This window comes from endosymbiont GvMRE of Glomus versiforme (genome assembly GCF_003546845.1).
This window is the reverse complement of the sequence record NZ_NWVA01000001.1, coordinates 620,046-629,893: the sequence shown is the minus strand read 5'-3', so window position 1 is coordinate 629,893 and position 9,848 is coordinate 620,046. Positions and strand designations below refer to the sequence as shown.

At 36.9% G+C, this 9,848-nt stretch carries 25 protein-coding genes; all 25 read right to left on the bottom strand.

Translation table 4 applies throughout. The features are described from left to right. Nucleotides 1-260 precede the first annotated feature (260 nt). Nucleotides 261-383: a hypothetical protein gene (locus GvMRE_RS14330; protein ID WP_281267944.1), complete on the bottom strand. Its 123-nt coding sequence runs from the start codon at nucleotides 381-383 to the stop codon at nucleotides 261-263. Then, entirely contained in the window at nucleotides 383-526 is a 144-nt protein-coding gene (locus GvMRE_RS13480; protein ID WP_172575238.1) for a hypothetical protein, read from the bottom strand. Before GvMRE_RS13480 ends, GvMRE_RS14330 begins: the two co-directional genes overlap by 1 nt. A gap of 7 nt (nucleotides 527-533) precedes the next feature. Further along, nucleotides 534-773 (bottom strand): hypothetical protein, encoded by a 240-nt coding sequence (locus GvMRE_RS03600; RefSeq protein WP_147409904.1) that lies wholly within the window; start codon nucleotides 771-773, stop codon nucleotides 534-536. Between the two features lie 7 nt (nucleotides 774-780). Then, the gene (locus tag GvMRE_RS03595; RefSeq protein WP_147409903.1) at nucleotides 781-999 is read right to left on the bottom strand and encodes a hypothetical protein; all 219 of its coding nucleotides are present in this window, start codon (nucleotides 997-999) and stop codon (nucleotides 781-783) included. 1 nt (nucleotide 1,000) lies between these two features. After that, nucleotides 1,001-1,321, bottom strand: coding sequence for a hypothetical protein (locus GvMRE_RS03590; protein WP_147409902.1), 321 nt, complete (start codon nucleotides 1,319-1,321; stop codon nucleotides 1,001-1,003). Beyond that, a complete protein-coding gene (locus GvMRE_RS03585; RefSeq protein ID WP_147409901.1) occupies nucleotides 1,321-1,518 on the bottom strand; it encodes a hypothetical protein in 198 nt (65 codons plus the stop codon). The genes GvMRE_RS03590 and GvMRE_RS03585 overlap by 1 nt, the downstream gene beginning before the upstream one ends. Further along, nucleotides 1,466-2,032: a hypothetical protein gene (locus tag GvMRE_RS03580; RefSeq protein ID WP_147409900.1), complete on the bottom strand. Its 567-nt coding sequence runs from the start codon at nucleotides 2,030-2,032 to the stop codon at nucleotides 1,466-1,468. The genes GvMRE_RS03585 and GvMRE_RS03580 overlap by 53 nt, the downstream gene beginning before the upstream one ends. A 47-nt stretch (nucleotides 2,033-2,079) precedes the next feature. Beyond that, nucleotides 2,080-2,226: a hypothetical protein gene (locus tag GvMRE_RS13475; protein ID WP_172575237.1), complete on the bottom strand. Its 147-nt coding sequence runs from the start codon at nucleotides 2,224-2,226 to the stop codon at nucleotides 2,080-2,082. Between the two features lie 6 nt (nucleotides 2,227-2,232). Continuing rightward, nucleotides 2,233-2,409, bottom strand: coding sequence for a hypothetical protein (locus tag GvMRE_RS13470; protein ID WP_172575236.1), 177 nt, complete (start codon nucleotides 2,407-2,409; stop codon nucleotides 2,233-2,235). Nucleotides 2,410-2,415: 6 nt separating this feature from the next. Next, nucleotides 2,416-2,553 (bottom strand): hypothetical protein, encoded by a 138-nt coding sequence (locus GvMRE_RS13465; protein ID WP_172575235.1) that lies wholly within the window; start codon nucleotides 2,551-2,553, stop codon nucleotides 2,416-2,418. Nucleotide 2,554: 1 nt separating this feature from the next. After that, nucleotides 2,555-3,064: a hypothetical protein gene (locus GvMRE_RS03575; RefSeq protein ID WP_147409899.1), complete on the bottom strand. Its 510-nt coding sequence runs from the start codon at nucleotides 3,062-3,064 to the stop codon at nucleotides 2,555-2,557. A 1-nt stretch (nucleotide 3,065) separates the two neighbouring features. After that, complete coding sequence (locus GvMRE_RS03570) at nucleotides 3,066-3,296, bottom strand: hypothetical protein (RefSeq protein WP_147409898.1); 231 nt, start codon at nucleotides 3,294-3,296, stop codon at nucleotides 3,066-3,068. Between the two features lie 2 nt (nucleotides 3,297-3,298). Further along, complete coding sequence (locus GvMRE_RS03565; protein ID WP_147409897.1) at nucleotides 3,299-3,580, bottom strand: hypothetical protein; 282 nt, start codon at nucleotides 3,578-3,580, stop codon at nucleotides 3,299-3,301. Between the two features lie 839 nt (nucleotides 3,581-4,419). Next, nucleotides 4,420-4,632 carry a hypothetical protein gene (locus GvMRE_RS03560; RefSeq protein ID WP_147409896.1) on the bottom strand — a complete coding sequence of 71 codons (213 nt, stop codon included), beginning with the start codon at nucleotides 4,630-4,632 and terminating at the stop codon, nucleotides 4,420-4,422. Then, nucleotides 4,632-4,856: a hypothetical protein gene (locus GvMRE_RS03555; RefSeq protein WP_147409895.1), complete on the bottom strand. Its 225-nt coding sequence runs from the start codon at nucleotides 4,854-4,856 to the stop codon at nucleotides 4,632-4,634. Before GvMRE_RS03555 ends, GvMRE_RS03560 begins: the two co-directional genes overlap by 1 nt. After that, on the bottom strand, nucleotides 4,849-5,205 hold the full coding sequence (locus tag GvMRE_RS03550) for a hypothetical protein (protein ID WP_147409894.1): 357 nt from the start codon (nucleotides 5,203-5,205) through the stop codon (nucleotides 4,849-4,851). Before GvMRE_RS03550 ends, GvMRE_RS03555 begins: the two co-directional genes overlap by 8 nt. Continuing rightward, entirely contained in the window at nucleotides 5,198-5,506 is a 309-nt protein-coding gene (locus GvMRE_RS03545) for a hypothetical protein (protein WP_147409893.1), read from the bottom strand. The genes GvMRE_RS03550 and GvMRE_RS03545 overlap by 8 nt, the downstream gene beginning before the upstream one ends. Continuing rightward, nucleotides 5,499-5,789, bottom strand: a complete 291-nt coding sequence (locus tag GvMRE_RS03540) for a hypothetical protein (protein WP_147409892.1) — start codon at nucleotides 5,787-5,789, stop codon at nucleotides 5,499-5,501. Before GvMRE_RS03540 ends, GvMRE_RS03545 begins: the two co-directional genes overlap by 8 nt. A 99-nt stretch (nucleotides 5,790-5,888) precedes the next feature. Then, entirely contained in the window at nucleotides 5,889-6,098 is a 210-nt protein-coding gene (locus GvMRE_RS03535) for a hypothetical protein (protein ID WP_147409891.1), read from the bottom strand. Then, on the bottom strand, nucleotides 6,098-6,364 hold the full coding sequence (locus tag GvMRE_RS03530; protein WP_147409890.1) for a hypothetical protein: 267 nt from the start codon (nucleotides 6,362-6,364) through the stop codon (nucleotides 6,098-6,100). The genes GvMRE_RS03535 and GvMRE_RS03530 overlap by 1 nt, the downstream gene beginning before the upstream one ends. Beyond that, nucleotides 6,357-6,638: a hypothetical protein gene (locus GvMRE_RS03525; RefSeq protein ID WP_147409889.1), complete on the bottom strand. Its 282-nt coding sequence runs from the start codon at nucleotides 6,636-6,638 to the stop codon at nucleotides 6,357-6,359. Before GvMRE_RS03525 ends, GvMRE_RS03530 begins: the two co-directional genes overlap by 8 nt. After that, nucleotides 6,631-6,990, bottom strand: a complete 360-nt coding sequence (locus tag GvMRE_RS03520) for a hypothetical protein (protein ID WP_147409888.1) — start codon at nucleotides 6,988-6,990, stop codon at nucleotides 6,631-6,633. The genes GvMRE_RS03525 and GvMRE_RS03520 overlap by 8 nt, the downstream gene beginning before the upstream one ends. Continuing rightward, complete coding sequence (locus GvMRE_RS03515) at nucleotides 6,990-7,622, bottom strand: ERF family protein (protein ID WP_147409887.1); 633 nt, start codon at nucleotides 7,620-7,622, stop codon at nucleotides 6,990-6,992. Before GvMRE_RS03515 ends, GvMRE_RS03520 begins: the two co-directional genes overlap by 1 nt. Continuing rightward, nucleotides 7,615-8,001 (bottom strand): hypothetical protein, encoded by a 387-nt coding sequence (locus tag GvMRE_RS03510; protein WP_147409886.1) that lies wholly within the window; start codon nucleotides 7,999-8,001, stop codon nucleotides 7,615-7,617. Before GvMRE_RS03510 ends, GvMRE_RS03515 begins: the two co-directional genes overlap by 8 nt. Nucleotides 8,002-8,118: 117 nt before the next feature. Further along, the gene (locus tag GvMRE_RS03505) at nucleotides 8,119-9,714 is read right to left on the bottom strand and encodes a rolling circle replication-associated protein (protein WP_147409885.1); all 1,596 of its coding nucleotides are present in this window, start codon (nucleotides 9,712-9,714) and stop codon (nucleotides 8,119-8,121) included. Between the last annotated feature and the right edge of the window lie 134 nt (nucleotides 9,715-9,848).

Below are 9,848 nucleotides of genomic sequence, written 5' to 3'. Positions count from 1 at the left end.
TTTTTGCTGGGGAGAGGGAGAATTAGGAAACCAGTATAATGAAAATAATTTTTTAGTAATCCCAAATTAGGCCTGGATTAAAACGTCGCATAAAGAAATGCTAAACTAATTTTTTACTCCCCAGCAATTCTAGCGCACAGTCTGAATCTTAAAAGGCAACAGAGTTAGAGAAGTATTGAGTAAAGTTTCTACTGTTTGTTGGATTAGGAAACCACAAGCTACGGCTAGAAGTGAGCAAAAGATTAAACTTCCGGTGGACATTATCAACCCCCTCCTAAATAATGGTTTAATTGTCTAAACTGTCCTGCTCCAGTGTGAACTCAATGGCGAAAGTAAAAACCTGCTATTAGACAGAGAGTGAATCAGATAAAGTATTTACTCATTAATACTCATTTTCCTCCTCGTTATCATCATAAGTATGGCGGAAAGTAATTGGGTTTTCTTTTTTGCTTTTATAAAAGGCTATAGCATAAGGGATTAGTAATCCTGCTACTATGCCTATGGCTAAGTATTTAAGGTTTTTCATATTTCTTTTAGGCTGAATTGATTAAAATAAAGTCTTGTTCTGGTTGGCAAGTGTGATAAGGAAGCTTTTGCTGACTTAACTCATAATTCCAGTAAGCATTACCGGCTTGAATTAAGACTTGTTTGGTAGGTTCAGCATACTTAGGAATAATGGTTAATTCCGGTTTAATGAAGCTAGCAAGAGAGGCAGTGCGAGAGGTTATAGTTAAGCCAATTATGGCATATTTAAGTATTTGATATTTATTCATGATTTAGTTATTTTGGATTGCAGGTAATGTCTTTCAGGTAGCTAAAGCCACATTTAGGATAAGGGTTAGTTTTCACTAGCGGACAGGCTTGATGTTGGATAATGAAACTAGGAAGAATGATTAGGAAATTGGATTGAACTAGGTCTTGATGAGTGATAGTTTGTTGGCATTGCGAGCAAAGGAGAATTATTGGAAGGGTTAAGGTGGGTTTTATGATTACTGGCATGTTATTTCGCTAAAAGTTTCTCACCAAATTCTTGGGGTTTGAGGGCAACTACATAAGGCACTAAATAACCCACTAATCCTCCTAATACTAAGTATTTTCACTGAATACCAGGCTCTTTATCTTTTCAAAAGAAGACTAAGGCTAAAAGCAAGAATACAGCTAGCAAAATAGCAATAATGGCTTGCTGAGTGTTGGCTCCCCGGGCAAAGTTTTCTTTTAAGAGTTCTTTATATTCAGTGCTTTTGGTTTCTATGGTGGGTTTGATTTTTTCATCATAAAAGTTGCTTAAAGCTCCTTTGAAATCAGGTAATCCTCAAGTCATTAGTTATTAGCCTCCTGTTTTCTGATATAGTGATAAACAAATATTCCCACTAGGGCAGTGGCTATTAGAGCATAAGTGATTAACTGGGCAGTAGGGCTTTTAGGCTGAATAGCTTGTAAACTAGTAGCTAACTGATTAAGATTACTAGGCACTGTTAATTGTTGCGGTTGCTTCACTATTGGTTGAATTATTGGCATAACTTTCTTTTATTTCAGGTGAGACTGGTTCAGAGGCTTTTTGGTTCTGGAAAGCTTGGGCTTTGGCTTGTCGCTCTTGAAACTTAGTAACTTTGTCTATTGTGCTTTTGGGATAATCACTTAAAGGTTTGTTTTCTTGGGCATAAGGAGTTCAGTAAGGTTCTGGTTTATAGTTAGGCTTAGGAGTGGGCTTAGTTTCCGGGGCAGGCTTTGTTTGATTAGCAGGCTCCTTGGGACTTTCACTCTCATACATCTCCCTAAACTTTCAGTAAACTGCTCCTCTTTTATCTAAGCGTTCAGTGCCGACAAATTTTTGTTCAGCAACTTTAAGAATGTAAATGGTTTGGCCCTCTTTAGTGTCTTTTCAGAGCAGGATACGCATTTTATTAGGGTCAATTAGGTGACATTGGCAAGTGACACTAGCGAGCAGTTGAGGCTTTTCTTGGAGGAGTTGTTGTAATACTTTAGTGATTAGTTCTTCGTTGGCTTGATGGATTAGTTCAGGATTATTCATAGTAGTTTAGAGGAGTTTAAGGACAGGTGGCAAGTTTTTAAGTTTTTCTAATCTTCTTTCTTGGCAAATAATTTACCAGTTACTTTTTGGATTAAGCCGGAGTTATAGATAAAGTATCCGACGGCTAATCCAATCGCAAACATGGCTAGTTTACCAGTGGCTCAAGATTTTAATGTTGATTCTTCGTTGTTCATGGTTTTTTATTTTTTCAATTGGACAATAGCTAAATAACCAACGCTGGCTAAAACGGCAATGACCGAAACGCCGACTATGGCATAGGCAAAGGAGGTTTTAATGTCTTCCCGATAGAGGATTTCTCCCCGACGGACATTAAGGGAGGGATTTTTAAGGTTTTCTTGATTTTCTATTTGGGGCATAATTTTTTAGGGTTTTTCTTTTAAGTGTTTTTCAATTTGGTTCAGGGTGGCTTGGATAGCTTGTAAACAGGCTAAAGTTTGTTGTTGAGTTTGAGTGAACTCATCAATTTTAGTGATTAAAGGTTGAGTGTTAAGGTTGAACATATTAATAGGTTTCAGTTTCTTGGTAATGGCGTTCTGGTTCAGGCTGAGGGCGAGGATTGAATTCTAAGCTTTTTTTAGTTTCAGTGGCTAAGAGGCGAAAGGAGTTATTAGTGCTGGTGATTTGTTGGCTTAAATTGGTGAGTTGGGAATTAGCATTATTTTCTAAGCTTTCAATACGAGCAAAAATTTGTTGTTGGCTGTTAAGCAATTGGGTGAAACTGAATTGAATTTGCTGTAAAGAACTCTGGATTTCACCAATAGTGCCAGTCATTTGGGGGATTTTTTGTCCCGTCATGGCTTCTAAAGCAAAGGGTATTCACGGAACTATTTGCATTAGGGAAGGAGGCAAGGAGAATAAGCCTTTTTGGGCAGGTTGCTGGGCTTGATGGCTTTGTTCACTAAACTGACTTTGGCTTTGCGTGCTTTGGAATTGAGCTTGATTATCAGTAAACTGACTATTTTGATTAAAGCTATTTTGCTGAGTGAAAGCTTGCTGATTAAGTTTTGGCATATTATTGGGCTAATTTTGTGATGGTTTCTAAAGCAAAAGCTAAGCTTCCAATGAATGGTAAGTAATTAGTAGCATTCTGTAATCAAGTAGCATCTTTGATTTGGGAACTAAATCATCATAAAGCTAAGCAACCTAAAGCAATCACTAATAATCAATGTCTTTTTTCTCATTTTCATTTAGCAGAGTATGGGCTGGTTTGAGAAGAAGTTGCTTTTTTTTGTTGGTTTAACATATTTAGCGATTATATTTCTTTTCTAAGGCTTGATTGAGGGCTTGTTTAAGTTTGCTACTAGGAGTGAATTTAAAGCGATAAAAGACATAAGCTTGACCACGAGGCTTTTTTAAATAACTAGTAGTTTGCCCTTCAGTCTTTTTTAGAGAACCAAAGGAACCTAGTGTTCCGATTTGAACAGTTTCATTAGTTTTGGCTTTTATTAGGCGGGTAAATAAGTCTTGGGTGACAAGGGAATAGGCTTCTTTTATTTCAGATTGAGTGTAATTCGTTTTTGTTGGCATATGGGTAAATATAGCAATTGTCGACTAATTTCTATAGTTTTCTTTTTAGAGATTGGGTGAATGCCTGAAGGGCTTTTTTTGTTGTATACAACACGGGGACAATAATGCATACAGAGATTTTAGTTGATTTTTGGTGATGAGAATTTGGAGAATTTTTTGTTTGTCATTTTTTGACGTTTGAAATCAGGATAGTTAAAGAATGTCTGTTATCTATTATTCTTTAACTAATTAGGTGGTTGACATTTAGGGGTTTTGTTATCTCATGAGAAACGTCAACGTTTGACTATAACCAACTCCAATTCTTAAATAACGCTTCGTAAGTAAACTTACTATGCTATTATACTAAGCCAAAATAATATACTAATGTATATTTAAAAGGTAAAAAGGGCTATTTCTAGGCTAAAACAAGCCCAAATTAAAACTGTTCTTTCCCTATGGGACTTAAAAATTGAATTAAAAGAAAAAGGCTGTTCTCCTTCTGAGAAACTTAATCACTAAAATAAAAAAGCAAGGACTTTGATGGGTCTCCCGTTTTCAGCTTATAATACTGTCACCTAATCACAGAGCTATGGCTGAACCAAGTTGTTTTCAGTTCCGTTCAGGATGGTTCAATTGGGACATCCTTTGCCAATTAGGTTAAAGTTGGGTTCTACGGTTAATTAAGTGGTTTCAAAGACTTTGTTATTCTGAGAATAACTGTTCTGAGGGTAATTATTCCCTCAAAGGAACCAGCAATAGATTAATAGACAATAAAAACTTCTACTCATGTTTTTATTTGTTTTGCTGGCTCCAATCAGGGAGTAATTAAAAGGAGGGTTTACATATTTCCTCGAAAGGCATTATTTACCTTCTCCTTTCACTTGTTCTCATTTCTGTGTTTGCTTGTTTCACTCTCAGAGATTAGTTATTAAAGGAGGAGTTTTTTTGCCCGCACAAAGATAACAAATAGCTCCTAGAGGATTGATTAATAAGCGTCCTTTTAGGTGGTCTTTGGTACCAATTATTTGCCAAAAATCACGACAGATTTGGCATTCAATTCTGAGATTAGACATTACTTCTCTCCTCCTTTACTTACTGCTTTTCAAATCAAGCATAAACATTCTAAACAAAGTAAAATCTTTTTTCCTAATTCTATTTTCTCTCCTTGGATAATGGCTTCAATTGGCTTGCGATAAACTAAAATTTTCTTTTTATTTCAGCATTGAGAACATTCTCCTTGATTAATTTCAAGTTCAATAAGAGGACGTTTGATTTCAAGAGTGTAGTATTTAGTCATTATTTCCTCCTTTCAAGCGGTAATAATGAGCTTCTTGTTTATGCTTTTCATCTTTACACTGCTCATTAAGCACTACTAAATATTCCCCGCAAGTTGAACAGAAACCTTTAGCAAAATCTTGTTCTTCTTCTTGTTCTAGTTGTTGGTTAAAACAGTCTCAAGAGCAATAGTAAACACTACCAGCATATTGACGACCATACTTTTGGGCATTATTAGGTGGGTTGTTTATTCCGACAAAAATTTCTTTCACTATATTGTGGGAACCTTGGTAATGTTTTTCCTCAATTCATTCATTTACTGGAGGCTTGACTTTTAGGTTTTGACAGACTAAGCATTGTTTTTTATTCATGCTTGTTCCTCCACTTTCCATTAATCTTTTCCACTTCATCTTTTGCTGTGAAAGTGAAGATTAGAGGGTATTCTCGGGGTAAATCTTTGCGGTAATAAGTAAATCAAGGGGACTCTTGGTCTTTATAGAATGCCCGTATTTTTGTTTCATAGATGGTAAAAGATATTCAACCCTGCTCTAACTTAAAGCCTTGACTTCCAAAGCTGCCTGTGAAGGTTCTGGTTTCATCTATTTCATTTCAATATTCTCCCTTTTGGTAAGCTAAGATGTTTTCGAGATAATTAAACTTGAATTTAAGCATTTTCCTCCTTTAACTCTTGCCAGTTGTGTAAAATAAAACCATTTTTCTTCTTTTCAGCTCGGAATAAATAACGCTTATCAGCATAGTGGCTATTAGTGATAGCTCTCCAAAGAGTTTGGTTCACTAAATTAGAGTAAACAAAAAAAATGTGAGTTTCTTCATTTTCCGCTAAGACTTTCAGCCGATAGTAAAGATTGCCGTAAAAAGGAATGCGTTTATCACGAACTTCTTTAGGTTGTTTAGAGATGATTTTGCCGATTAGTTCGGAGAGGTTTTTAGTCATTATAGTTGTTCCTCCTCACAATTAGAGCAGGGTTTATTTGATTTTCAAGGTTGAAAGAAGTTCTTTCAGCCTAATCATTGGTGGCATTTGGGACAGTGGTTATACATATTTACCTCCTCAGTTTAAAGGCATCTTGCCTTTCTTTACTTGCTTTTGCTGGCAAGAATGGCAAGTGTAAATGAAATAATTGTTGCCATTGAGGTGAAACTGATTATCTATTCATGCTCGGCCACAACCTTCGGAAACAGGCTTTTTAGTTCTTATGGTTTTGATAGCTAAAAAACTAAAAGGGCTTTGGTTGGTTTCCATTACAATTGTTTCCTTTCAATGGTTCTGTTTCTCTGGATAATTAAGGCTTGCTTAGTGAGCTTTTTGATAAGTTTTTTATAGCGTTTGTGGTTAAGAGCTAAATTACGAGAATTTTGCTGTTTAACGGGAATATTATCAAGCTGTGTTTCTAGAGCTTTTAACTGGTTTTGGTGTTTTCTTTCTAGGTTAAATGGTGCTGATTGAAGAGGCTTTTTCTTTGGTTTTGGTTTAAATAAGCCTTTAATTAAGGTTAAAAAGTTAGTCATAATCCTCCTCTTCTTGGCTTTCTCAGTCATCCATTAGCGAACACAAGCCCGGTTCTAGGACAATTGGGTCGCCAAATTCGTCAAGTTGCTTTCCGGTTTTGTCTTCTAAGAGCTGGAGAGTTTCTTTTAATTCTTCAGCGAGACTATAAAGGGTGTCACTGTTTCAGTTTTCCGGCTCATCAGAATTGAGGATTCGGGCTTCATCAATTTTATCTAGCAGTTGGCTTAGTTTATTGAGTTTCTTCTCGATTTGTCTTTGGAGTTTTTTAGACATGGGAGACCTCCTTAACACATTTGGAACAATAATGTCCATCTTTGATTAAAGTTAAATCTTCAGTCAAGAACTTTTCAAAGCATCTTTGACAATGTTCAATATCAGGACAATCATAAGCTCCATATCTTTCACTAGTGATTAGTTTATGGGTGATATCTCTAACTCAAACTCCTAATCAGTGTCAGCCGTTAGTTAAGGGCTTGAATTCTATGTCATTAGAAGTGTCCCATCAGAGGGAAAAGTTATCTTCACTAATGTCTTGTCCAGTGAATTTCTGACCACATTGACCACAAGCCAAATTAAGTAAGTGGTTGTGGATATTTATGTCACGGTAGTTAGTGGAGGCTCCCATTACTGGTTAGCCTCCTTATAATTACCTTTTCATTGCTTATATTCAGTGGAGAGTTTTCAATCAGTTCCGTATTTGAGCTTTAATTCGGCTATTTTCTTATGTTCTCGGTCTTCATGACGGGCTTTGATTTCTTCAATAGTTTCTTTGGTGTCGTCAGCTTTACGGTTTAGGTGTTCATGGAATTTAGTGACATCAGGGTCTAGTTCATCGGTGGTAGGGATGAGGAAAAACTTGGTTAGGAAGTATTTGATGGCATAAGTTTCCGCACAGCCTTTGGCTTTAGCGGGGTCAGTGTTGCTACCAATGGCTCAGTAGTGGAAGATTAGTTGTTGTTCGGGGTTTTCTGAGTTGGTGAGAATTGCTCTTTTACAGTAGCGGATTATTCATTCTTTTTCTGGCTTTTGTTGGGTGAAACTACCGCCTACTTCATCAAAGTTAACGGGTTCATAGATATCATCAAAAGTAAGGGTTAACTTCTGCTCTTGGAGTAAGGGTTTGAGGATATTTAAGGCTTGCTGTTCAGTGAAATAGCGATAGTTTTGGTATTTATTTAATTCAGTTTTGCTGATTTTCCCTGTTTGGCTTTGGATTTGTTGGAGTTTTTGGTAGATATTAAGAGTAAGGTTAGCCATGGTGAACCTCCTTTTGGATTATCTTTGGCTGTAAAGAGCAGAGTTTACAGGCTCTTAGGGGTTGATTAGGGAATTTAATTCAGCCACTGCCATCACCGCATTCTGGGCATTGGTTTTGTGCGTATCTGCTGTTGTTTAGAGGGCAATTAGGGCAATAATCATAATTATCCTTTTGGTAGCAAGTGAAACTATCGTCACAAGCAGTGCATATTTTTTTTATTCTTTTAGGCATTTTTTGCCTCCCTTTCATATTTAGCCGTTGAGGTTCGTGGTCGGCCAACACCCCGTTTTGGTTTATTTCTTGTTCTATTTCTTTCATATTTATTTGCTTTGGTTGGCACATTTTAGCAGTTGTGCCAGAACTGTTGGTTGCCTTCATAGCTATTAAGCAATATTCCAGGTAAGCAGGCAACCAGGAGGGGGCAGATTACTCTGGCTAGTCAGAAACGCCTAACCAGTAGCTTCATCCTTAAACTCACCGGGGATAAAATGTGCTTTATAGCATAGCTCCTCCTTGTTCACGCCTTCAAGGAACGTGGTAAGAAATTAGTCAATGGTTAAGATAAGCATTTCTTGAGTTTATTGGGTCGGTAAAACGGCTATCTTGGAAGTGTTGTCTTTCTTCAATATCAAGAAACTCTTGAGCTTGGTTATCAAGGTTGAGGACAAATTCTTTGATTAGAGGGGCAGTTTCTTTGCTGAATTGGAAGTGGAGAACGGGTTTTTTTTGGAAATGGTTGTAATCTAATTGGTCACATTTGGAGCCATTTTGAGGAACTTTTGGTTGTTCTAAGGGTAAATTAGCGAAAGTGGCTTTTTTACTCAGTAAGAGGAGACTGGTTATTAGGTATTCTTGGAAATCTTGAGCCTTATCAATTACTACTAGCTGGCTAGAAGTATTTTTAGATATAGCTAGCTGTTTTCTAAGCTCAGTTTGGCGGGAGAGATTTAAGATTGGTTGCGTGTTTAAGGAGTGATAATATAAACGATAACTTCGCTTGATTATGAGGGGTTTAAGAGAGTGTCCAATTAGGGTTTCATTAGTGCGATAGTAATAAGTGTTATTTTGGCGACGGAAAATGTGTTGATTATGGGCTAAGTATTTGCCTGTTTCTTGGTCATATTTAGAGTCGTTGATTAGAATGGCTTCTCGGGTTTCATACTCATAGAGGTTTTTGAAGAAACGATAGGTTTTATTCTTGTTTTGGAGACCGTGTTGCTGGTAAAGATTACGGAGATGGAAAGATTTAGAGAGATATTTGGCTAAATATTGGCTGATAGTTTTGCGTCCAGTAGAGCGACTTTCTACTCTGCCTCAGGGTCAGAGTTTAGAGATATAAGCCCGACAGTTCCAGCAAGATTTAAAGTTTTTGCTTAGAGTGCAGTTGTGGCTGTATGGCACAATTGGAGTGCTTAAAAAGTGAAAGTGTCAGTGGCCATTTTTTTGTAATTCCGCAATTACTACTCATTTTCAGTGTTGAGGTTTGAAGGTGTGACGAACTTTACGGAGGAATTGGCTTAAAACTTTGCTAGCAGAGTGCCAATTACTGGCTATTTCTGGGGAGGTTTTGAGGATTTTTACTTTTAAGGGTTCGGCTTTAGGGTCCAAGGTTCTGGCTCATTTGGTTAATCAAGGGAGCTTGTTTTGAAGTGGCTCTCAGCAAGGGTCTTTTTGGCTTCAGTTAGTAGTGAAAGAATACAAGTTCTCTTGGGTAGTGTTGAAAGTGAGAGTTAAGAATAAAAGTGGTCTGTTTTCTGTGGTGCCTTCAAAGTTGGCTTCTATTTTATCTTTAAAAATGGTGTGGAGACGCTTTTCTTTGCTGGAGAATAGGGCAAAGTAGTGGCAGTTTTGGGTGTCTTTTCGGCAATCTGTTAGTGGAGTTGGCTTGGTTTGCTGGGGTTTATCTGGCTTAGATTTATCTTTTAAATAGAAAGATTTGGCTGAATTCTTGGAGAGAGTGATAAAGGTTCTTTGGGTGCTTTCTATTTGCTTAAAAGAGAGGGTAAGGACATTGAAATCTCTGTGGTCGCTTTGGAGGAAGCGGTGGAGGTCTTCTTTAGATACTTGCTTGATTTTAGTTAATGCGTCCATGAGGATTTTTGGATCTTTTCAATTTGATTTTTTTAAACTTGTAGTTGTGTTTGCATTAAATAACACAACTTCCTAAATCAGCATCAGCAAGCCTATATAATAATTTTAGTATACACTCTCTAAACTATTTATTT